This window comes from Microcoleus vaginatus PCC 9802 (assembly GCA_022701275.1).
In the GTDB taxonomy this organism is placed as follows: domain Bacteria; phylum Cyanobacteriota; class Cyanobacteriia; order Cyanobacteriales; family Microcoleaceae; genus Microcoleus; species Microcoleus vaginatus_A.
Genome location: CP031740.1, coordinates 1134000 through 1157874, shown reverse-complemented (window position 1 = coordinate 1157874; position 23875 = coordinate 1134000). Strand labels below are relative to the sequence as shown.

Annotated in this window: 17 protein-coding genes; 11 read left to right on the top strand and 6 right to left on the bottom strand. The window is 48.4% G+C overall.

The genetic code is table 11. The features are described from left to right. Nucleotides 1–310 precede the first annotated feature (310 nt). Complete coding sequence (locus D0A34_04920) at nt 311–1942, top strand: NAD-dependent epimerase/dehydratase family protein (protein ID UNU18298.1); 1632 nt, start codon at nt 311–313, stop codon at nt 1940–1942. A 569-nt stretch (nt 1943–2511) separates the two neighbouring features. After that, nucleotides 2512–3717, top strand: a complete 1206-nt coding sequence (locus D0A34_04915) for a glycosyltransferase (protein UNU18297.1) — start codon at nt 2512–2514, stop codon at nt 3715–3717. Nucleotides 3718–4393: 676 nt separating this feature from the next. Here D0A34_04915 and D0A34_04910 read toward each other — a convergent pair. From D0A34_04910 to D0A34_04890, 5 genes are all read right to left on the bottom strand, one after another. Continuing rightward, a complete protein-coding gene (locus D0A34_04910; protein ID UNU18296.1) occupies nt 4394–4948 on the bottom strand; it encodes an NYN domain-containing protein in 555 nt (184 codons plus the stop codon). Between the two features lie 180 nt (nt 4949–5128). Continuing rightward, on the bottom strand, nt 5129–5968 hold the full coding sequence (locus D0A34_04905) for a glutamate racemase (protein UNU18295.1): 840 nt from the start codon (nt 5966–5968) through the stop codon (nt 5129–5131). A 158-nt stretch (nt 5969–6126) separates the two neighbouring features. Continuing rightward, entirely contained in the window at nt 6127–7920 is a 1794-nt protein-coding gene (locus tag D0A34_04900) for an N-acetylmuramoyl-L-alanine amidase (protein ID UNU18294.1), read from the bottom strand. Nucleotides 7921–8465: 545 nt separating this feature from the next. Next, complete coding sequence (locus D0A34_04895; GenBank protein UNU18293.1) at nt 8466–8870, bottom strand: hypothetical protein; 405 nt, start codon at nt 8868–8870, stop codon at nt 8466–8468. A 478-nt stretch (nt 8871–9348) separates the two neighbouring features. Then, nucleotides 9349–10350 (bottom strand): alpha/beta fold hydrolase, encoded by a 1002-nt coding sequence (locus D0A34_04890; GenBank protein ID UNU22175.1) that lies wholly within the window; start codon nt 10348–10350, stop codon nt 9349–9351. Between the two features lie 437 nt (nt 10351–10787). Between D0A34_04890 and D0A34_04885 the strand changes: the two genes are divergently transcribed. The 9 genes from D0A34_04885 to D0A34_04845 all read left to right on the top strand — a co-directional run bounded on the left by D0A34_04885 (nt 10788) and on the right by D0A34_04845 (nt 23069). Continuing rightward, nucleotides 10788–11324: a translation initiation factor IF-3 gene (locus D0A34_04885; protein ID UNU18292.1), complete on the top strand. Its 537-nt coding sequence runs from the start codon at nt 10788–10790 to the stop codon at nt 11322–11324. Nucleotides 11325–11431: 107 nt separating this feature from the next. Beyond that, nucleotides 11432–14476, top strand: a complete 3045-nt coding sequence (locus tag D0A34_04880; protein ID UNU18291.1) for an MFS transporter — start codon at nt 11432–11434, stop codon at nt 14474–14476. 122 nt (nt 14477–14598) lie between these two features. Further along, entirely contained in the window at nt 14599–15075 is a 477-nt protein-coding gene (locus D0A34_04875) for a Crp/Fnr family transcriptional regulator (protein ID UNU18290.1), read from the top strand. Between the two features lie 737 nt (nt 15076–15812). Then, a complete protein-coding gene (locus D0A34_04870; GenBank protein UNU18289.1) occupies nt 15813–17381 on the top strand; it encodes a serine/threonine protein kinase in 1569 nt (522 codons plus the stop codon). A 519-nt stretch (nt 17382–17900) separates the two neighbouring features. After that, nucleotides 17901–18233: a hypothetical protein gene (locus tag D0A34_04865; protein ID UNU18288.1), complete on the top strand. Its 333-nt coding sequence runs from the start codon at nt 17901–17903 to the stop codon at nt 18231–18233. A 111-nt stretch (nt 18234–18344) separates the two neighbouring features. Further along, nucleotides 18345–20111 carry an AarF/ABC1/UbiB kinase family protein gene (locus D0A34_04860; protein ID UNU18287.1) on the top strand — a complete coding sequence of 589 codons (1767 nt, stop codon included), beginning with the start codon at nt 18345–18347 and terminating at the stop codon, nt 20109–20111. A gap of 397 nt (nt 20112–20508) precedes the next feature. Further along, the gene (locus D0A34_04855; GenBank protein UNU18286.1) at nt 20509–21261 is read left to right on the top strand and encodes a serine/threonine-protein phosphatase; all 753 of its coding nucleotides are present in this window, start codon (nt 20509–20511) and stop codon (nt 21259–21261) included. Between the two features lie 75 nt (nt 21262–21336). Then, entirely contained in the window at nt 21337–22539 is a 1203-nt protein-coding gene (locus D0A34_04850) for an anhydro-N-acetylmuramic acid kinase (GenBank protein ID UNU18285.1), read from the top strand. 98 nt (nt 22540–22637) lie between these two features. Further along, nucleotides 22638–23069 (top strand): hypothetical protein, encoded by a 432-nt coding sequence (locus tag D0A34_04845; GenBank protein UNU18284.1) that lies wholly within the window; start codon nt 22638–22640, stop codon nt 23067–23069. A gap of 432 nt (nt 23070–23501) precedes the next feature. Here the strand turns inward: D0A34_04845 and D0A34_04840 are convergent, their stop codons facing one another. Continuing rightward, on the bottom strand, nt 23502–23699 hold the full coding sequence (locus tag D0A34_04840) for an NblA-related protein (protein UNU18283.1): 198 nt from the start codon (nt 23697–23699) through the stop codon (nt 23502–23504). Between the last annotated feature and the right edge of the window lie 176 nt (nt 23700–23875).

The following is a 23875-nucleotide window of genomic DNA, read 5'->3' as shown; positions in this document are numbered from 1 at the left end:
TTGCAAAGAAATAGTAAAGATATGTTCGGAGTATTGCCAACAATCAGCAATTTAAGTATATAGTTGTAGTGACAAATTTTGGACAGAGAACATTCGGACTTTGCCGATATTTGCCGATGGCAGAAGTAAGCAGGTTAAAAAAGCGCTTAATAAAACTACAAGCAGAGCATCGCGTGTCTTTCGGATTAAGTAGCTTTCAGTCTAAAAAATTCTAAAACCAAGCAGCTTTTAAAGATTCTGTCCCTGGAAAATTTGTTTAACAAGTGGCTTATCAGCAACGGTATTTCTAGAATTTAAAGGAGCAAAAAAAGTGAAGAGTGCATTTAACCAAAGAGAAGTTTTTGAAGGTGCCAGCAAAGCGGAAATAATTGAGCGCATCCAGCAGCTAGTTCCCCCGGGTTCCCCGGAACCGCAAGATCCTGAAATCCTCGCGGCCTTAAAAACTCTCACCGCACAGCTAATCACAGCCTATCAAGCGGACGGACAATTAGAAAGCGAACCTTTTAGCGACGTGCGCGATCGCACTATTCACCTATACGCATCCGCAGTCAGCAGCCAAATCAAAGGAAAAACCATCCTCATCACCGGTGGAGAAGGATGTGTCGGCAGTTTCTTAATCAAAAAACTCCTCGAATTAGGCGCAACTAAAATCATTTCCGCAGACAACGCCCGATGTCAAAACCCCGAAGAAAATCTCCCGGTTTTTAACAGAGAAGGTGCTGTAACTTTCTATGCCGCCGACATTCGCAACTGCGAGGCGTTAAAACACATATTTGAAGTAGAAAAACCAGCAATTGTTTTTCACCTAGCAGCGCAACGCCAACCCGGACTAGCTGAAATCAAAATCCGAGAAACAGTTACAACCAGCCTGTTAGGATGTAAACACGTCATCCAACTGTGCGAAGAATACGGCGTAGAACACTGCATCTTCTCTTCCACAGGCAAAACATCTCGATATTTTACAACCGAAGTTTACGCCGCCTCGAAGAAGTTGGCCGAATGGCAATTTGCCAAAGCAGCTCAAGAAGGAGATGTCACTTACGGGATGGTTCGCTTTACTCATATGTTGGAAAATAGCTTGTTCTGCGAGCAAATGTCCAAAAAAGTAGAGCAAGGTAAAACTGTGAACGTTCATGCTCCCCACCGCTACGTAACCGCTCAAAATCTTATCGAAGCCGTACATTTATTGCTGAATTCGCTGGTAGTGTCCGTTCCCGGAAAACTGAAATTTGTGGCCGTGAGTAATCTCGGGTGGCCGACAGAAACTTTGGAAGTAGCTCTTTATAAAATTCTTGAATGTGGCAAAGATCTGCCGATTTATTTTCAAGGACTTTTGCCGGGATATGAAGAACCGTTTTTTCTTGGACAATTTGACTGGAAAAAGCCTACAGACATTCACCTCTTAATTAATGTTTTGGAAGATCCTTTTAGAAGTGTTAACGATACGGGCGACATGGTGAGTGTTGAATTAGCTCCTTTTTCTTTGCCCGTCTTAGATAAACAAGTGTCGAAGCTAGAAAGCTTAATCATCGATCCAGATTTCCCCGAGGTGCAAATCAAGCACGCTCTTGTCGCAGCGGAAAAAGAAGTGATTGCTTCCTCTTTTGCGTGGAGTGCCCCTGAAGAGTTGTTGAAGATTTTGCAATGGGGAATCAATCCCAAGAAATTGCAAGGTTACGGAACGGAAATCGCTGACTATAGCGAGATTATCCAACTCCTCCTGCAAGGAATCTGCGGGCGGCTTAGCCAAGAAGTATTGCACAGTGCTGGAGTTACGGCAGATGAGTTTGATGACTTAGTTGAGAGTCTTTCTACCCTGGATGTGATTCAAGCAGAAGTGGGATATTTGCGATCGCTGTCGAGATATCTCAGAGAATTTGCACCCCCCGCACAGTTCACCACCAAAAAATCTGAACCTATTGCTATCCCGGATGCAGCCTAGCTTGAACATAGTTTTGAGTTTGGAGATTGCTTCCTGAGTGCCCACCCACAGGGGGTAAATGAGTTATATCAATTCCGGTTGCACGAGCGAAATGATTGTTGACTGTTGACTGTTGACTCGGGAGCGAAAAACTGAATGATTGATTGTTAACTGTTGACTCGATTTTATTATTCCGAGGCAACCGGATTTGATGTTAAACATCGACTAAGTGTTTAGTTGATTAAAAATAGAACACCCAGAAACCTGGTTTCTTTTAGAACCCGGGTTTCTTCAGTCTGGGCTTGTTTGAGGTGTAATTAAATTGAGTGACTTAACATTTTCAGAATTGACATGATATGATATTATTTGCGACCGCACAACCGCAATCAAATTAATTTGTAGTGAGGACGCTAGTCCTAGTAGTTTTATGAGGACTTAAGTCCTCACAACAAATGTGAGAATGGTGATTTTTTAGGGACATGATATAATGATACTTGAGATAGCGTGGCGCAGTGAGTTAACAAAGGTGCAATTAGATTAAATAAACTCAATGAACGCAACAAATAAAATTAAATTAAGGTACTAGAATTGTGGAAATTAATCAGCTACTGTTCCTATTGATTGATGTTGGGCTATGGGCGATCGCCCTGATCCTTCTAATTCCCGTTGCAGTTCTATTTCTAGAATGCAGTGCAGCTTTCTTGTCCGGCCAGGGCGAGACAGCCGAAACTAAAGCGCCCCGCCCCAAAGTAGCAGTTTTAATTCCCGCTTACAACGAAGCAGCAGGAATTGCCGCGACAATCTCCACCATATTGCCGCAGCTAACACCTCAAGACCGCCTGTTAGTGATTGCTGACAACTGCACGGACGCCACGGCAGAAATCGCCCGTAACTGCGGTGCAAGTGCGATCGAGCGCCAAGACACACAACGCAAGGGCAAAGGATACGCACTGGATTTTGGCTTGGAGTCGATCGAATCAGACCCCCCCGAAGTAGTCATCATGGTTGACGCAGACTGCATCTGTCAGCCAGACTCTATAGAAAAATTAGCCCGGGTTGCAGTTGCCCAACAAAGACCGGTGCAAGCAACTTATCTCATGGAACAGCCACCAAATCCTACTCCGAAAGATTCTATTTCTGCTTTAGCATTTCTAGTTAAAAACTTAGTCCGTCCCAGCGGCTTAAAAAAGTTAGGATTCCCATCATTACTAACAGGTACTGGCATGGCTTTTCCCTGGTCGATAATTCGATCGGTTTCCCTAGCTAGCAGCAATATTGTTGAAGATATGCAGATGAGTTTGGATTTGGCGATTGCCGGACATCCAACAGTATTCTGCCCCGAAGCCAACGTCACTGGGTGTTTGCCACAGCAGCAGCAAGCAGCCAAAAGTCAAAGAACCCGATGGGAACACGGTCACATACAGACATTGTTAACTCAAACTCCCCGCCTGACAGCAGCTTCAGTCGAGCAAAAACGTTTTGACTTATTGGCGATCGCCCTCGACTTATCCGTCCCACCCCTATCGCTGTTAGTAGCTATCTGGCTAGCGGCTTTTGCCACCTCCTTACTAGCAGCAACCTTAGGAACATCCCCAATTCCAGCCGTCTTGTTAGGACTACAAGGATTGCTGATTTTAGTTTCCATTGTCGGCGCTTGGGCAAAATTCGGGAGGGCCGATATTTCGGGTTCCACTTTGTTATCTGTACCTTTTTACATCCTGTGGAAAATCCCTTTGTATCTGGGTTTTCTCCTCAAGCGGCAAACTAAATGGGTGCGGACAGAACGCGATGTTTAGTATTTGTAGAGTGAGTCATTCAGATACTTGACGCAACTCTAAAATCTCGTTTCGGGACCATATTGAATAAACTGGTGCGGACAAAACGCCATGTTTAATATTCGGTATAGTGCCTCAGCCAAATACTTCACCTAAGTCAAAAAGTAAAAACAAAAAGTCTGAAGCTGGAAAATTCCAACTTCAGACTTTTACTAACTCCCCGGGTAGGATTTGAACCTACGACCAATCGGTTACACTTATCCCAACGTTTCCGAAGGGGGCGGACTATTTCATCATCCCTACAAATCATGTTTGTGATCTGTCGTCGGATGTCGGGCGCTATGAGATTTATTGGTTAGGCTCCTCATCTCTAGTCTCTGCACCTTCCCGGCTACTTGCGATCGTAACCGCTGCCTTTCGCCAGACTTGGCTCAAGATTGCCGCCACCCGAAGTGCTGCGGTTTCCTTGAATTCACCCGATTTTTCAGTATCCGTTACCGGATAGAGCTGCTATGTCACTAGGGCTTTTGGGTGATGCCAAAGGCTTGCATTCATTACAGCCGACCGCTCTGCCACTGAGCTACCGAGGATTGGGGGTTTTTGTTACCCACAATTACTAACAATAGCTGAACTTACTCGATTTGGCAAGGCCTTTGATAAACTTTTTTTTTGTCAGACAGCGAGCGGGTTTCAGCAGCTAATGCAGCCCCATCCTCAACTTGGCGAGGCGCTGCTGGGATTCTGGATCGAGGGAACTGGCGAGAAAGCGACTGGAATTTTGTTTGCGGGATTTGTGCCGGCGCTCGCTGCGGCGGGCGGTGGATTCTACGTCAGCCGCTAGTTGTTCGGCGGACATCCATTCGGCGCCGTAGCCGACTACGGTCAATTGCTGCGCTCGGTCTGAGGTGGCGACAATCATGCGGCCTTTGCCTTTGACCGATCGCAACTCGTAGCGCAAACTAGCACAAGATTTTTCAATATAGGTATCTGCTGTCTGACCGAAGTCAGTGTAGTGCACTGATAAATTTTTAGTAATAATTTCTTTAACGCCGGGAGTATCTCGATAGTGCGCGTCAAACACCAGCCTGGCCTCAAAATCTTGAACGGCGCTGTAGTTAACTAAAACCTCTATTAACTCGCGGCGAGCTGTTTCGAGTTCATCGCGATCGCGCTTCTCTCGAAGTCGAGGCCAAAGTCCAATTATGTTATAGCCGTCTACAAGTAAAACTGCTTGTGATACATAGGGTGACATGGTTCAAGGCTGAAGAGCTCCAGCACGTATAGGACATTATTTGCATTGTTCATCAAAGCTTTTGTTCAATAATATTACCTATTGATGTGTAATTGCTAGGTTACATCGCAATAATTAAACCCCCCAGAGCCAGCTTTACCTGAGTTTTGGGGGGTTAGATTAACCGATAAATTTTCCAGCTTATTCGGCAGATTCCAGCGATACGGGCGATCGTACAACTGTCGGCAGGGATATTTTCTCAACAGCAGGAGTACAACCGAGCCACTGCACCGACAACTCCGCAAACTGCTGCGGGGGGCCGCTCACGCAAAAACGAGTCGGTAGCGCAGTACCAGGATTCCGCAGCCCCAAAAGCTCCAATTCTCGGGCTGCAGCAGCCACCACCCGTACCGCAGGATCGATCAATGTCACCCCAGCAGGCAAAAGCGAGCGCAGCACAGGAGCCAACAGCGGATAATGAGTGCAGCCGTAAATCAGCGTATCGATGCGCTGCTGAATCAAAGGAGCCAAATATTCCCGAGCCACCTCACAAGTATAAGGGTCGTGAATCCGGTTTTGCTCCACCAGCGGCACAAAAGCCGGACAGCTAACCTGCCACACCAAGCAAGAATCGTCCATCTCCAAAATCGCATTTCGATAAGCATTGCTAGCAGCCGTAGCAGGAGTTGCGATGACCCCGATCCGCTTGCCTTGCTGCACCGCAGCCTGCGCCCCCGGCAGAATTACTCCCAGCACCGGGATATCAAATTCAGCCTGCACCATCTCCATCGCCAAAGCAGAACTGGTGTTGCAGGCCATAATCACCATTTTCACATCCTGTTCCACCAACCAGGCCATAATTTCGCGGACAAACTCCACAATTTCTGACGGCGTGCGAGTGCCGTAAGGCAGCCTCGCCGTATCTCCAAAATAAAGTATCGATTCGTTGGGCAATTGTCGGTACAACTGGGTCAAAACAGTCAAACCGCCCACGCCGCTGTCAAAAATACCGATTCTTTGTTGTCCAGAGTCTGTTGTCATTTGTTAATTGTCAATAGTCAGTTGTCAATAGTCAGCAGGCACCAGCCATCAGCCATCAGTCATCAGTCATCAGGAAAAATTACCAATGCCCAATTACCAATTACCAATTACCAATGCCGAATTACCAATTACCAATTACCAATCCCTCCGGCAATATATTATCTTTGTTGAAGATAAACTAAAATGCCGCGAGCAATCGAAGCCGCCATTTGACTGCGGTAAGCTGGGTCAGAAAGCCTAGCAGCATCTTCAGCACCCGTCACAAAACCTACCTCCAGCAAAACAGAAGGCATAGAAGTCTTCCTCAAAACGTAAAATCTCGCCTGCCGCACTCGGCGGTCAGTCGCCCCCGTACCCTCCAAAATACTGGCGTGAATCACCCTGGCCAAATCTTGGCCGTTATTGAAATAATAAGTCTCAATCCCGCTAATATCCGGCCGACTCATATTAATCGCATTAGCGTGAATGCTGACAAACAAAGTAGCATTCACCCGTTCCGCCAAAGAAACTCTCGGTTCCAGGTCGATTTCGCTGTCGTCAGTCCGAGTCATCACCACCTGCACGCCCTGCTGTTCCAGCAGCCTCGCCACCTGAAACGAGATATCCAAAACAATCTCCTTCTCCTGAATGCCCTGAATCCCGACTGCCCCCGGATCGCGACCACCGTGACCAGGATCGATCGCTACTACGGCGCGGCGGTTAGAAGCTTGGGGCAAATCGTCGCTTCCGAAAGTCCTTCTCGGCAAAGGCTGCAAATTCGGAGTGCGAGTCAAAGGCTGCTGCGCGCTAGCATTCGATCGCAACTGCAAAGACAGCAACTGCGGGTTCGGTCTCGTCACCCTGCCTACCTCTACCCCCGATCGCGGCTGCACCCAAATCACCACTGTCTCCGCATCTTCTTGGCTGGCAGTAAACGATACAGGACTGTTGGCATCGAGCTGAGGAATTTCCCCCGCCAGTGAACTAGAGGCGATCCTAATCCAGTAAGCTCTCGACCCCTGATCCCACCCGCTGGTATAGGAGACTTGGCGGTCAGTTCTCACCACCAGTTGCGTGCCGTTACTGGCTAAATCAATTGACTGAACTCTCGCTAAATTTCCTTGAGCTTGTCTAGCCGGAGGATCTACAGTCAGGCGGCGGGAAACCGAGGGCTGTCGTACTACACCTCCAGGCAATAGCACAACCCCGCCCAAATTGCTCACAGATGCCCGCCACTGAGTATTAGAATTCTTCATCCGCAAAGTCACGCGGGTAACGGGCGGGTCTGTTGGCAGTTGCCGGACTTCAATCTTGTCAACCCCGTGCTGACCGTTCGTTTGAGGCTGTTGGCTGCTTAGGCCAGGAGCTACACTAGCTCCTTCAATATCGAGGGTGGCGATGTCCCCAGCCCGACTTTGTTGAAAATTAATTTGGGGGCGACCGCCCGCAGTGCGGACTAAAAAACCGTCCGCCGTCGCCTGAACGTTCTGAACTACAGTCGCCTCGGCCGACTGGGCTTGGGATGCTGAAGGTTCAACCGATAACCTTTCTCCCCCTGGCTCTGAAATCGGATTTTGAGTTTCTCCCGGCACCGGCGTTGGCAAATCCACTGTCCACTCGCTCGGAGAAATCCCCCGGAATTTTACTTGCTCAGGGTCTATAGTAAACCCGTCTCTGATCTCAACCACAATTCTGGTCGTATCGTTGTCAAACTGCCCTACCCGCACCGATTCGATCGCCCCTGAGAGCGGTTTGCTGACCGAGGGACGACCCAGACTCGTCCCCGGCAAGTCGATTACCAACCGCATCGGGTTGAAAATCAGTTGAGCCTTGGGTTGTATTCCCCCGTCTGTTGTAATGTAAAGCCGGTTCTCTGAAGCATCAAACCGCCAAGATTGCAGTCTAGCTGCTTCGGCGGCTCCGGCGAGCAAAAATACACTTAAGAAACTCGGTAGTAGCCAGTGGAATTTCACGACAGTTTTTTCCTCGTTTGCGTTACTGCCAAAAGCTGGAAGGGCGCTGCTTGCCCGATCGGCTTTCAGCAGTTAGCCGCCAGCAGACCGGGGGCACGGGGGCCGTCAGTTGTTGGCTAAATTGACTTTTTTATGTGTTAACAGGCTCCAAAATGCCAGATCCCGGCATTTTTGAATTTTCCCGTATACTTGGGGGCGATCGGTTATAAGCAGACTGAAAGATTGTGGGCACAAGGGAAGGTATTTATTTTTAGGAGCAAGAAACAAGGTGTTTCTTGAAGTTAGAAGGTACAAGTTAGAAGGTAGAATTTTACCGTTCTTCCAGGGAGGGGTTTCATAGCTCTTTAATGTTGGCGAAGCTCGTTACGGCAAGGGTTATAATCCGCTTTCCACTTGCGTTTTGTTCTAACTTTTCCTAAACTACCTCAATAACTTAACAACTTACCTCGGGAACAATCCGGATTTCCAAGATTTAGGTAACTTTTCAAGGCCGCCAAATGTTAGTCCCAGACAAACTGACATATTCTTTGGAAAAATATTTTTTGCTAATTTTTTGCTAACAGATGCACAGTTAAATACAACTCCCTATCGCCCCTGCTCTCTTTTTTTCTGATTTTTTTAGTCAGGGATTTTCGGTGCTGCTTGAAACTTAGTGGGGCGATCGTGATCGCGCCCGCCAATTTGACACTATGATAGCTAGTCCGTGTTTTCAGCAGTAACGGGAGAGTTTTGTGTGTTACTTGGGCGGGCAATGCTTTGTCCTTTAGACTCTTTTTGTTGAGTGCACGATCGACAGCCAGAGCATTGGTTTGTTGACCTGAGAAAAAGTTTTGACCGTAGATGATATAGTTATCGCAGTTGTAAAGTTTTTTGGACAGCAAAGACAATCGATCGGCTTCTGGGTAAAACCTGTGATTTGGTTTAATGACTTGCCTTTCGACTAACTGCATAACTTGGATGTGTACTACCAGTTAGAGAAGATACACTATCTTGGTGATTGTGTCAATCTCTGACCTTCTAAAAAAAGGGCAATCAATAACTGTAGATACATGACATCACACAAAGACGGAGACTTACTTTCCTGCAGGAGTCGCCCACAGCAAACAAGTGGTTTAGGTTAGTTCAAGCCTCTAAATAGCCCCTGGGGAGTCAGTCTCGAACCTCAAATCCACTGACTCTCAAGATAGGGAAGTTTTGTAATATAGCAACAGCCCTGACGGTTAGGATGTTCTTAATATCTGAAACCTAAGCGGTCGATTGGGCTTTCCCTCGGACTTCTTTTTACCCAGTCAGCTTCGTCGCTATAGCCTTCAACATCTGCTATACCATACCACCGGGTGCGCTCGAGTTCTAGCAAATTTATTTTTGAGCGGGATCGATACCCGTAAGTGATTTTTTTCCCTTAGTAATCCACGGCCCCATGTCTAATCAACAGTGCTGCAATTCGCTCTCGCCCATAGGTGCAAAATTCCGGCTCATCCAGTTCAAAATGGCTTGATTTACTTGTTCCGGGCATTCATCCTGGGGACAGTGGCCCGCATTGTCTAATTCAACTAGCTCTACATAATTGGGATTACATTCGACAAATTGGTGGGGTCGGGCAAACCGAGGGGGAATCATCCGGTCTTGTTTGCCCCAAATTAACAGCATGGGAATTGTTAAATTTCGCATCACAATCTTGACACTGGGGCAAAATTTTGAACTGCCTACAGCTTTAAATAAAGCGCAGAAGGCGCGGGCTGCTCCCCGATCGCCTGCAGGCCCTGCTAGAATTTCCACTAATTCGTCGGTAACAGCTTCGGGGCTGGCGTAGGCAAAGCCAACCCAGCGGCGGACAAAGGAAGGCTTGCGGGCCAAATAAAACAGAGGCCTGAGTATGATGGGGGAAACAAACAAACTTTCCACAGCTTCGATCGCCGGGAGCAGCCATCCGGGCACTGCCTCCGCTCGCACAGAGGGGTCTGGGAGGCTAATCATCACCGTGCCGGCCACCATATCCGGGTGAGCTGCGGCGACGGCCAGACAAATTAGCGACCCGATCGAGTTTCCTGCCAATATTACTGGCTCTCTGATAAAAGTTAGCCAAAAATCATAAACTTGATCAACCCACAAAGACACAGAGTAGTTGACCGGAGCTTTTTGGGAAGCGCCAAACCCTAACAAATCCAAGGCGTAAACCGTTTGGTTTTCGGCGAGTTGGGCGAGATTTTGTCGCCAGTGACCGATCGAAGCTCCAAACCCGTGCAGTAAAATAATTGGCGTTCCCGATGCGTGCGCGGCAATTGCCTGGGCCGCAGAATCTTGAGATTTGAGCGCGCCTTGATTTCGCCCCAAAGTCGGCCGCAAATAAGTGTAGCGAGTTTGCCAACCCCGCCACATCCAGTCTCGTTGAGTTCCCACCCGTTGGTGCCACATCAGAGAATTTGTCAATTTTGCCTCAGCTCGCAACATAAATTTACACTTGCTTATACCTATTCTACAAGGCAAATCCGGCGACTTGGGGGACTTGCCAGACCGGGCGAGATGAGGTTGGAAAAGCCGTTTTACCTCATCTTTAACCTTTTAGCCTGAATTTGTGACGGTTTTGTCATCAATCGGGCAAGGGGGCAGGCGATCGTGTGTGAAGTTAAAATAAAACTAGGCAGAAACTCAGCCAGACTGAGTAGAATAGCAAGTATTGTAAGAATTCATTTACGATCGTCCAAATATTCCCCAAGGCTTTAGCGGAGGGGAGACAGGGCGCGGTAGTACGTCCGGTAAGGGTAACACCTTATAAAACAGTTCGATCGTCCAAGTGAAATATTGACCGATCAAACCTGTAACTATCAAGAAGCTTCGCTATTAAACTACTGCTTGTAAAACCATTCATGCCTGTGATTGAAAGAAGACAAAATCGCAACCTACCCCAGATCAACGAAAATATTCGATACCCCAAAATCCGGGTAATCGATACCGACGGCGCGCAACTAGGGATATTGACGCCTGCAGAAGCGCTGCGCCTGGCAGAAGAAAAAGAACTCGATCTCGTACTTGTCAGCGACAAAGCTGACCCGCCCGTATGCCGGGTAATGGACTATGGGAAGTACAAATTCGAGCAGGAAAAGAAAGCGCGAGAAGCAAAGCGGAAGCAGCACACTGCCGATGTTAAAGAAGTGAAGATGCGCTACAAAATTGAAGAACACGACTACCAAGTGCGCCTCAAACTAGCAGACCGCTTTATCAAATCTGGGGACAAAGTAAAAGCCACGATCATGTTCAGAGGTCGGGAAATCCAACACAGCAACCTAGCAGAGGACTTGCTTAAGCGCATGGCCACAGATTTGCAGGAAATCGCAGAAGTGCAGCAAGCCCCCAAAAAAGAAGGACGCAGTATGATGATGCTGCTGTCGCCGAAGAAAGTATAAATAGATAGTCATTAGTAAGCAGTCATCAGTCATAAACTGGTGACTGATAGCTGATGACTTCCGAAGTTAGTCAGGAATAAGCTACCACACAGGGAAATCAACGCTGCATGGAAAATTTTCAAATCAGCGGTTCGGCGGGAGTAAGACAAGGAGTGCTGCGATCGCTCAACCTGCGATCGGAAGAAGTAGAGCGAACGGTACTGATGTTCCTCGTCTACACTCTAACCTCCGTCGGTCTGATCTGGCTGGAACTCAGCACAGTAGGTCTTTTTCTAGATGAATTTGGTGCAGACAAAATGCCCTGGATTTACATAGCCAGCGCGTTTATCGGTTCTGGCTTGGGATTTGTCTACTCCTGGCTGCAAAAAATCCTGCCGCTAAGGCGCACCGTCGTGGTTGTTCTGGCAATGATGTCGATACCACTATTTTTGTTTCGATTCGGCATCGGCTACGAAAATACTAAGATAGCTGGCGTCAGCATCGCTTTTATTACTATTTTTTTGATGTGGCTGTGGGTAGAAGCTTGCTATGTCCTCAACGACCTTAATACTTCTATCACTTCCAACCAACTGTTTAATATTAGAGAAATCAAGCGCACCTACCCGCTAGTCAGTAGCGGCTATCTAGTAGCTGGAGTAGTGAGCGGATTTTCTCTGCCTGTTTTGCTGTACGTAGTCGGACTCAAAAACGTTACCCTCATATCGGGGTTGATGGTGGCGACAGGCTCGGTGTTGCTCTACTACCTCACAGAAAAATACAGCCAAGCATTTCCGGAAACGGCTCGCTGGACGGATGACGACGAAGACGACGACCAAGAAGAATTTACCGCACGCAAAGTTACAGGCCCCCTCCAAAAATACGCCGTACCTCTAGTCAGTTTCTTCATCCTCGCAGAAGTCGTCTACGTGCTGGTAGATTTCCAATTCTACAGCCAGCTAGAATACCAAAACCCTGGGGACGGAGCTAGCTGGATAGCTAGCTTCCTGGGCATTTATGAAGGCATACAAGGCCTGTTTCAAGTGGCGACTCAGTGGTTCGCTTCGAGCCGGTTGGTGGAAAGAATCGGTGTATTCGTGACGGCGATGATTTTGCCGGCGGGTATCGCGATACTCGGGGTGCTGACCATAGGAGCATCCCTGGGCCAGCTAGTATCTGTGTTCATCGGGCTGATATTGCTGAGATTTTTAGACGAACTGCTGCACTACACGCTGTTGGAAACTGTTAGCCCGGTTTTATTTCAACCGATTCCCGACAATATTCGATCGGGAATTCAAACTTTGGTCAACGGTGTGGGCGAACCTTTGTCCTGCGGAGCTACAGGAGTAGGCATCCTGATTATGCTGTGGGTGACAGGCAAGATACTCCCCCAGCAAGACGAAAATGTATTTCACGACCAGCAAAGCTTGATATTTATTGGCGCGATCGTAATATTGGCACTGTTGTGGGTGTTTGTCGTATGGCTGATCCGCTCTCAATACGTGGGTTTGTTGGTCAAAAGTGCGGAGCGGGGGCGCTTGGGCGTCACAGACGTTGACCTCAAAGCTCTCAAGCGCGCAGTGGTGGAAACTCTACAAAAGCCGGGGGGCGAAGATGAAAAGCGCTCTTGCATAGAACTCCTGACGCAAATTGACCCCAAAAATGTCGGAGAAGTTCTGGCTCCCCTCCTCGATTCGCTGTCCCCTGGTTTGCAGCGCCAGAGCTTGGAAACGATGCTGCAACACCCGAACCCCGCATATTTAGAATCTGTCCGCGTACTCTCGCAGCAATCCTTGCCACCGGAGGTTCTGGCCTTGGCTTTGCGCTACATCTGGCTGACGGAAGCTGAACCGAATATTGAGAGCTTGCGGCCTTACTTGCAGCCGACGGTCGATCCGGTGGTGCGGGGTACGGCGGCTGCTTTAATTATGAGAAGGGGCGATCGCCAGCAAAAGGCAGAGGCTACTAATACGCTGCGGCAAATGCTGACACACAAGCAAGAGCGAGAACGTGTTATGGGGACGCGGGCTCTGGGAGAAGCGGATTATTTGCAAGGACTGCGGCTGCATATCCCCAATCTGTTGCAAGATGAATCTCTGCGAGTGCGCTGCGCTCTGTTAGACGTGATTTCGTCTACTCATTCGGAAGAATATTATCCTTCGCTGCTGCGCGGACTTGGTTACAAATCAACTAGGGAAGCGGCTTTGCAGGCTATAGTCAAACTTCACAACGACGCCATTCCTTTGCTCGTGTATTTGGCTGAGGACATCCACAAGCCGGATTTGGTCAGGTTGCAAGCTTGGACGGCTCTGGGTCAAATAGGGACTCCGGAGGCGATCGACATTTTGGTCAGCAATTTGATGACGACCTGGGGAACTACCAGGCGCAACATCCTCCGCATCCTGTTGAAAATGCCTTCGGAAGCGGGGATAGAAGGGGTTCTAGACCGCATCGGCCGCAGCGGCTTGGAAACTCTCATCGAACAGGAGTTAATGTTTATCGGTCAAATTTATGCAGGTCTGGTAGATTTGTCTGGGGTAACAACCTACGGCAATTTCTCCGAGCGGGATGCCAACAGCACCGGGGCACCTGGGAACGATACGGCTCAATTGTTGCAGCGGGCTCTGGCGGGGTTGGAAGCTGATGCTAGGGATAGGTGTTTTTTGCTGATGAAGTTTCTTTATCCGCTGGACACCGTACAAGCCGCTGCTTTCAACATCGCTTCGGGCCAACCTTCTTTGGTTGCTAGGGGATTGGAAATTCTCGATAATACTGTGGATATAGCTAGGAAGCGATCGCTCATCAATTTGTTAGACCAAAACTCGCAAAGAGAAAAATTGAGCAACCTCTCGGAATTGATGGTTTACAAACCTCTAGCCCCTAGCGATCGTTTGCGCCGCTTGCTAGAATTGCGCCACTTCCTTTCGGATTGGGCCTTGTCGTGCTGCTTTCACTTGGCGAGGGAAGCGCGCTGGAGTCTTACGGCTCAACAAACTCTCGTCTGTCTCCAGCACCCGACGGGTTTTGTCCGCGAAGCAGTGTTAGCCTATTTGAAAATAGCCTCGCCGCGGGCTTTGGTCGAATTGTTGCCCAGGCTGCAAAATGACCCCGATAATTTGGTATCCGCTCAAGTTGAAGAGATGATGGCAGAGTTCGGTGCTGGGGGAAAAAGGTAACATTAGTCACTTGTCAGTTGGCAGTTGTTATTGTCAGTCAACAGTTAACCGTCAACCGTCAACACTTTTTATTTTCCTTCTTCTTCCTTTTTTTAAGTTTAAATTAATCATTGCATCTCATTATGTTAACCAGCGTCGAACGCCTATTGTTTGTGAGGGAGGTTCCGATTTTTAAGGAACTGCGGGATGATTTTCTCGTGCGTCTAGCATCGGTAATGGATGAACTTTCGTTTCCTTCCAAGCACAGGATTTTTACGGAAGGACAAGAAGGTCGGTCTCTCTATATTTTGGTATCGGGAACGGTGCGGGTCCATATAGGCGATCGAGATTTAGCACAGTTGAAAGCGGGGGCTTGTTTCGGGGAAATGTCGCTTTTTGACGCAGAACCTCGCTCGGCTTCTATTTCTACTCTCGAACAATCCGAGTGTTTGATGCTGACTCAAATGCAGCTATACGATGCGATTGATGAAACCCCGGGAATTGCTGTGAATATTATTCGCTTGCTGTCGCGCCGGATTCGTGAGTTGAATCAAAAGTTGAATGCTAAAGAAGCCATTATGCCGCCTACAGAGACTGTGAGAGTTGCGGAAATGAGATGAAATTGGGGAATTGGGAATTGTGTTTTTAGTGGAGCGGTACTTCTGCACAATTTACAGCACTTTGCGATGCTATGAGCTACATTAGCAGCAATGAGTGAACCAATTTCTTAAATGGTTCGGATTCATCAAATTAAGGGCAACTGCTATGATCCTGTCAATCATCTCTGGGGTCTTGGGAGAAAACATTCGCAAAAAAGATTTACAGCACTTTCCGATGTTAAGAGGTTCAATTAAGTGAAAAGCACCTGATAGTTGACGGGGTTGTCACCCCGTCAATATTTAAAGTATCTGATGAGCCAATGTAACGACAAGGGGATAGCATTAATTTGGGATGCCGCTAAATATCATTCTTCTTCTCTAGGTTAAAAACTTTTTGTCATGGGTAAATAATGATGCAAGATGAATCTGATTGGAAAATCACTTGTTTGAGATTCGCACTCCTACGCTCCGACTTAGCATCCAATTGAAGATATTTGGTTACAAGCTAAATAATTGATTAGGGAGTGCTATCATCTGTATCATAAATTTCCTGTCGTCAAATATATATTTAAGTTAGTTACTCATTATCAGATATTTTATTTCGTCAAGCTTCATAGTTATGGTAAATTCTCACAAATCATATAGGATTGCTATAGCAGAGCTAAAGTTCAAACTAGGGCGCCGATCGAACCTCACCCCTAACTCTGCGAAATAACCCAAAGGCGGTAGCATAGTTTGGGAAACGGCATCAACTCAAGATGAACTTAGCGCCAGCAACAGTCCTGCAACAGGGCAAATACAAAATTAACGCGACTTTAGGGATAGGAGGGTTCGGCATCACTTACCGAGCTATTCACACCCATTTAAACCAAACCGTCGTACTCAAAACCCTCAACGAAAGTCTGCGCCAACACCCAGAGTCTGCCCAATTTCAGCAGCAGTTTATTGCCGAAGCCCAACGCCTGTCGCGGTGTCAGCATTCCAACATAGTCCGAGTAATCGACTTTTTTGAAGAGGCCGGACAGTCTTTTGTGGCAATGGACTACATTCCGGGGCAAACTCTCGCCCAAATAGTCGAAACCGATCAGCCACTGCCAGAAGCCCAAGCCCTGCACTATATTCGGCAGATAGCCTCAGCCGTAAGTACAGTGCACCACAGCGGATTGCTGCACGGAGATATCAATCCAGAAAATATTATCCGGCGAGCCGATTCTCACGTAGTAATGTTAATAGATTTCGGAATTGCCCGCGGCTTTACCGCCGGCACCAAACAAACCTACACTAACTTGCTGTCCCCCGGGTACGCGCCGATTGAACAATACCTCTATGACGGTAAATGTACACCGGCCACTGACATCTACGCGATCGCAGCCACCCTCTACTACTTACTCTCCGGCGTGGCGCCCGTAGCAGCACCCCTGCGCGATCGCATTCCTGTGACTGAGTTACGGCAATTTCAGCCCAACCTCAGCCCAGGAATCGAGCGAGCCATCCTTCAGGGACTCGAAATCGACCCCCACAACCGCCCTCAGACAGTCGAAAATTGGCTCACCATGCTGCAAGAAACAGAGCGAGTATTAGTAAAAAGAAAAGGCAAGCAAAGTCTAAGATTGCCGGCACCTCCCCCGCCGCAGTTGACTTTTCTGGCGTTTGTCGTAACGGCTGCAATTGCAGGCTGGATGGGTTTTGACCTAGCATGGCACTACAACAGCACCAGTCTCAGCAATCGTCCCAAAATTGAATCCTTCCCATCTCTCGAAGATTTGCTCAAATCCCGCGATTTGTCAGGGCCGATGTTCGGGCAGCCCTCTGTCGAAAGCAGCCCTCTCTACCCGATCGAACTCAACAAGCGCCCCAAACCCCCCTTAGACAGCACCAACATTCCCGAACAGATAGAACCCTCAGAAACTAGCGCAGAACCTTCTGAGTCTCCAAGCCAGGAAACTCCCGCCCCAGAACCCGAAGCGGAACTTGAACCATCGCCGACGCCCGAACCCGCAGAGGAGGCTTCGGAGTCCCCCATTCCAGAGCCTCAAACCGAAATCGAGTCTGCACCCCAACCAGAAGCCGCACCAGTACCGGAAGTTGCGCCCCTGCCGCCCGAACCGCCCGCCGCACCCGCCCCGCCTGCCCCTGGGAGTGCTAGCGCTGAAACCTTGCCGCCGTCGGAATCCGCGTCGCCAGTAATAGCCTCGCCCATCGAGCGATCGCCTGAGCCTGCGATACCGAGCCGCAGTGACAACAATTCAGATAGTTCGATCGCAACTGATTCACCACCTCCTGTGGCCGATCCCACGATGCCTTTTCCCGAACCTGCGACAAATTAGTATGGTTTTTGTTGGTTCAAAGTGCGGACAAATACTTGGTTTTATGAGTCAGCAAATATCCGCTCAGTAGTTGAGATAATAAGGCCCTACCTAGCCAACCACTATCTTCCAAAAACTTCCGTCGAATCTGAAAATTCCAACAGTCGCCGTCTGAGTTTATCGAATATTTCCTATTCCCTCTGCAATCCAAATGCCCGCAAAAACATGCAGGACTGTTTTCTATTTTGATTTAAATTATGTTAGAATATGTGCGCGGCTCGGAGGTGTTGTGATATCGCGTATTAATACTGCCAAGCTGCAAACATTTTGGTACAAAGCAACCCCAACCTCGAATTTGAGCCAGTGTAAGCGAGGCTTTTGGGCTAAGCCGTTGCGCGTTAGACTGTTCTAACTCTCAAGAATCCCATCCCCGACAAAGGGGTGGGAGCGTCAATTCCCCCAAACTTCCTTCCTTTGGGAGCAAGCATCATCGGGGACAAGCAAGTTATAATTTGTTGCGGAAGCGCACAGAGATTTTTTATGAGTAAACCCCCAGTTCATGCTTTTTTTGTAGGCCGAGCACTTGCCGAAGCACTGTACGAGCAATTAGAAAGCGCAGCAATCAACGCTTTCTCAGAACTCGGCAAATTTGACGCAGAACAAAGAGAACGCCTGCGGCAATTCACAGATCGAGTTGTGGAACGGGCAAATCGAGCTTCGGATGAGGCGATGCAGACCAGAACTGGCACTGCAAGCACCACAACCATTCAAGACATCCATCCTGCAGATTTGCAAGCGACTATTGACGAGCTGCGCGCCGAAGTGGCTCTGGTGCGATCGGAATTGCAGCGTTACCGCAGCAGTTTGCCCTAGCGATCGATTCGACCACAACTATTATTTACTACGTGAGCGCATTGCTTTGCGCTCCTGCGCTCCTACTTTCAATCAAAGCAACAACATAAAATAAGCAATTTGGGAACCCAAGTGTCTGCTCTCCTTGATGACTCTGTTAATCGCCAGCGCTCCCCCAAGCACACTGGCGAAGCCGATGAGCCAAAAACTGCTAGTAAATCCTACAAAAGTAAAGCTTATCGCTGGAACCGCGAAAAATATTCCCGGAAGCGGCGCTTCTTCGACATTTGGGCCTTTGTCTTGCTCTGGCTGGCTTCCCTCTGGCTCGATAGCAAAAATTGGAGCTACTGGGGAGGCGTGACTGAAGAAAAGAAAGTGGCCAGACGCCGCTTTCAAGCTATCTGGGTTCGAGAAACACTCTTGGATTTGGGGCCAACTTTCATTAAAGTTGGGCAGTTATTTTCCACCCGCGCCGACTTGTTCCCAGCAGAGTTTGTGGAGGAACTTTCTAAGCTGCAAGATAAAGTCCCTGCTTTCAGCTACGAGCAGTTAGAGGTAATTGTTGAGCAAGATTTGGGCAAGACAGTTCAAGAACTCTACCGCAGCTTTGACCCAGTACCCCTGGCTGCTGCAAGTCTGGGTCAGGTACACAAAGCTCAACTCCATTCGGGCCCGGAAGTGGTGGTCAAGGTACAGCGACCGGGACTGCGGAAACTGTTCGAGATCGATTTGCAAATTCTTAAGGGAATTGCCCGCTACTTTCAAAACCATCCTAAGTGGGGCCGCGGTCGAGATTGGATGGGGATTTATGAGGAATGCTGTCGCATTCTGTGGCTGGAAATTGACTATCTCCATGAAGGCCGCAATGCTGATACTTTTCGCCGCAATTTTAGCAACTGTGACTGGGTGCGGGTGCCGAGGGTTTATTGGCGGTACGCGGCTCCGCGAGTGCTGACTTTGGAATACCTGCCCGGGATTAAAATCAGCCACTACGAAGCTTTGGAAGCGGCCGGTATCGATCGTAAATTAATCGCTCAGTTGGGGGCAAAAGCTTATTTGCGCCAGTTACTCAACGACGGCTTTTTCCACGCTGACCCACACCCCGGCAACATCGCTGTTAGTGCTGACGGTTGTCTGATTTTCTACGATTTTGGCATGATGGGGCAAATCCAGTCGAACGTCCGCGAAGGACTGATGGAGACGCTCTACGGGATTGCTTCCAAGGATGGACAGCGGATTATGGATTCTCTGATCAATTTGGGAGCTTTGGTGCCTACGGGTGATATGAGTCCGGTGCGCCGATCGATCCAGTATATGCTGGACAATTTCATGGACAAGCCTTTTGAAAATCAGTCTGTGAGCGCGATTACCGACGACCTTTACGATATTGCCTACAACCAACCTTTTCGCTTCCCAGCTACTTTTACTTTTGTAATGCGAGCTTTTTCCACAATCGAAGGGGTGGGCCGAGGTTTAGATCCCGAGTTCAACTTTATGGAGGTGGCACAACCTTTTGCCATGCAGCTTATGACTAATGGAAATGGCCATGATACAAGTAGCAGCATTTTTAACGAAATCGGCCGTCAGGCGGCTCAGGTGAGTTCGAGTGCTTTGGGTTTGCCCCGCCGGATTGAGGAGACTATTGACAAACTCGAACAGGGAGATTTGCGGATTCGCGTCCGTTCTGCCGAAACAGAGCGCTTGCTCCGCCGCATGAGCAGCGCTCAAATGGGCACGAATTATGCTTTGCTGATGAGTGCTTTTACTTTGTCGGCGACAATTTTGTTTGTCAGTAATCAAGTCTGGCCGGCTGTGGCTGTGGCAGTGCTGGCGGCGGGTGCAGGGTTTGCTCTTATGCGTTTGTTCAAGCGGATCGATCGTTTAGACAGGATGTCATAATTGTGCAATTTGCGATTTGAAATTTCAGGTTTGAGATTTCTCGCCAGCCAAAATATGACATCGAATGTTAAGTTTTGGCTGGCTGACCACAGATTGCTGGAATTTACAACACTTACGCGCTTTGAGGCTAAAACACCCGGTTGCTGCCTAGATTTCTCGCCAGCCAAACCTCTAATTTTGGGTAGAAATCCAGTTTTGTTTTGCAGGTGCTGCTGAATTTACTGGATTTAGCAAAATTTTAAGATGGGATTACCATCATACGATCTACAATATGAGGTCAAGGAAGTGCAATTTTTTCAAAACTCGCGATCGTGGGCTGCAGAAATTTCAACTGCCGTTCGGGATTTAAGTTTTGGAAGAAAACATCGCACCCCATTAAATCAAGCTTTTAAGTTCGATGAGTCCAATCACCCAATCTATGAAACGCTCTTTCGCAGGTAAGACAGACACAGGGCTAGTTCGTTCCGTAAATCAGGATTCGTACTATATAGACTCTGATGGGCGATTTTTCATAGTGGCCGATGGAATGGGAGGACACGCCGGAGGTCAAGAAGCCAGCCGGATTGCGACTCAGGCGATTCAATCTTATTTGCTCGAACATTGGGAAGGGCCTGAGGATTCTCCGCTGTTGTTGGAAAAGGCTTTTTTAATTGCCAATCAAGCAATTTTGACGGATCAGCTCGACCACCCCGAGCGTGCTGATATGGGAACTACGGCTGTGGTTCTAATGTTTAGGGATGAGGGCCGACCCTGGTGCGCTAATATCGGCGACTCTCGCTTGTACCGACTGCACGGCTCTCGCTTGGAACAGATTACTGAAGACCAGACTTGGGTGGCTCAGGCTGTGAAAAGAAAGGCCCTAACTCCCGACCAGGCTCGCACTCATCCTTGGCGTCACGTTTTGTCCCAGTGTTTGGGCCGCGATGATTTGCGGGAGATAGATATTTTGCCGGTGGAGGTGCAGCCTGGGGATCGCTTGCTGCTCTGCAGCGATGGCTTGACTGAAGAACTTTCCGATCCTTTGATTGCTTCGCCTCTGAAGTCGATTCGCGCCTGCGAGGGCGCTGCAAATGCTTTAATTCAAGCAGCTAAGGATAAAGGTGGACGCGATAATATTACTGTGGTGATCGTGACAATCGACCTCAAATAATATTCGATCGCCCGATCGCACCCAACTATCTAAAATCGAAAAATCTAAAATCTAAAATCTAAAATCTAAAATTGAATGACCCGCGTTATCGGTTTGATCAGCGGCACCTCGGTGGATGGCATTGATGCTGCTTTGGTGGATGTGGTCGGTTCCCAAACAGACTTGAAAGTGCAATTGGTGGCGGGCAAGACTTTCCCTTATCCTGCTAATTTGCGATCGCAAATTCTCTCAGTTTGCAGTGGCTCAGCTTTGTCAATGGCTGAACTAGCCCAATTAGATGATGCCATCGCCCAAGAATTTGCCACGGCGGCATTGACAATTCAAGCAGAATATGATAATGCCGAATTAATCGGCTCTCACGGTCAAACCGTCTACCACCGACCTGCTGGGAAAGCCCAGAAAGACAGCGCCGGTGCGTTAATGGGCTACAGCTTGCAACTCGGGCGGGGCGCGCTAATTGCGGAATTGACAGGAATTACTACTGTGAGTAACTTTCGATCTGCAGACATTGCTGCCGGGGGTCAAGGAGCACCCTTAGTGTCAATAGTTGATGCCTGCCTGCTGGCGGAACCCAACATCAGCCTCTGCATCCAAAATCTGGGGGGAATTGGCAATGTTACCTATCTTCCTGCCAGAGGAAAAGGGGGAAACAATGACGAGTCTGAGATTTTCAGTCTTGGGAATGGGATATCGGGCTGGGATACAGGCCCGGCGAATTCCCTGTTAGATTTGGCAGTACAGCACTTCTCAGGCGGCACTAAGACGATCGACGAAGGTGGAGCTTGGGCGGCATCGGGCACTCCCTGTCAAGCTTTAGTCGAGGATTGGTTCGCATCAGAGTTCTTCCGCCAAGCACCGCCGAAATCAACGGGGCGAGAGCTATTTGGTGTAGACTATTTTGACAGGTGTTTGGTCGAGGCCCAAGGTTACAACCTCAGTCCTGCTGATGTGCTGGCTACTCTGACAGAACTGACTGTTGCCTCGATCGTTCACAGTTACCAAACTTTTTTACCGGCTATGCCCGATCGAGTTTTACTATGCGGGGGCGGCAGCCACAATCTCTACTTGAAACGCCGATTGCAATCTCAATTGCATCCAGTGCAAGTGTTGACTACTTCTGAGGCAGGCTTGAATGTAGATTTTAAAGAGGCGATCGCTTTCGCGGTTTTAGCCGCATGGCGGGTTCGGGGCATTCCCGGCAATCTGCCTCAAGTTACTGGTGCCCGGACATCGGTACTTTTAGGAGAAATTAACTCTTGTTGGCACAGTTGGGCGTGATAGCATAGAGTCTGAGGGACAACGGCTGTGCGTTGTTGCACCAGCATTGTAGCCAGCAGGAAAAGCATAGGAACAGCACTGTGGCTCACACGTTTTTAATGGAATCTGGCCAATGGACGCTCGAAGGAAGCTGGATTGAGCGCAATGGCGTGCCAATTACGGTTAAAGGCAAAACTTTAGTGAGCTGGAACCGAACAGATTGGTTCAGTATGGTGACAAAGCTCGTATTTCCTGGAGGCGATCGCGAAGAAATTATTTTGCAGTACCGAGGACACCTCAACAGCGATGAACGGCAGTATACGTTTGTACTCCAACACAGCGAACTCGGCCGCGTCGAGGGCGAAGGTTGGATTGCTCCCCAGTCGATCGTCCAGCGTTATTGGGTATTGGGAGACGAACGCCAGCGGCGGACGGGTTTTGACACCCTTCACCGGGTTGATGACAACCGCTACTACCAATCTAGCGGCATCATGTCTGGTCATTACTTGACGAATACAATGGAGGCGACTCTGGAACGTCAGGGGGAATAACTCTTTCTAGAGTTCACATTTGCGAGTTCTAGGGTTTGATGTGAAAATTGAAGGTTTGGCTAGTCGGAGGTCGCGCTCAGATGTCCGACTAGCACCATTGTTGTCAAACCTCATCCGCTGCCACTAAAGACAAATATATTAAATTTGTTAAAAATTTTAATTGGTTAAAAAATTAACACTTATTATTAATAGTTATTCAATTTTCGAGTCTAGGCGCCATAAATTATTTTTGCGCTCTCCTGTGGTCGATCGACAAAATTCTTAGTTTTACTCCGCAATTCGAGTGAAATCCACAAAGAAACTGTCCAATTTTCCTCAAGTCTCTATACAGGTCTTCTACCTTCTGCCTTCGAGTGACGCCCCATCACCCCCAACTCCTTTCCGCCTGAGGGAAGAGAGTAAGAGACGGAGGTCGCCGACTGCGACTCTTTGTTACTCAACGCCTGGGTTAGGTTCTAAACCCCAGTGGTGTTTCAAAAAATGGCGGTACATGGTTTCCCGAAGCATCATTTGCTCGTAAAGCTTGACCAAAAACTCTTGAGCTTGTTCGCGGCTCATGTCACTTACCTGTGTTTTGAAGGAACACAGGCTAAATTGCTGTTCCAAAGACAATTCTGCTGGTTGGCTCATGACTTTGACTCCTCTGTAAGTAAAGGTGACTTAAAAGTGAACACCTGGATTAACCAGATTTGTAAGTTGTTTCAGCGATCGACCGTTGGTTTCGGGATGCCCGATGGCCCATCTGGCTTTAGTCTATATTACAAAAGGTAACAATCATTTGACAAAGTTACCATCTGTCCCAGGAA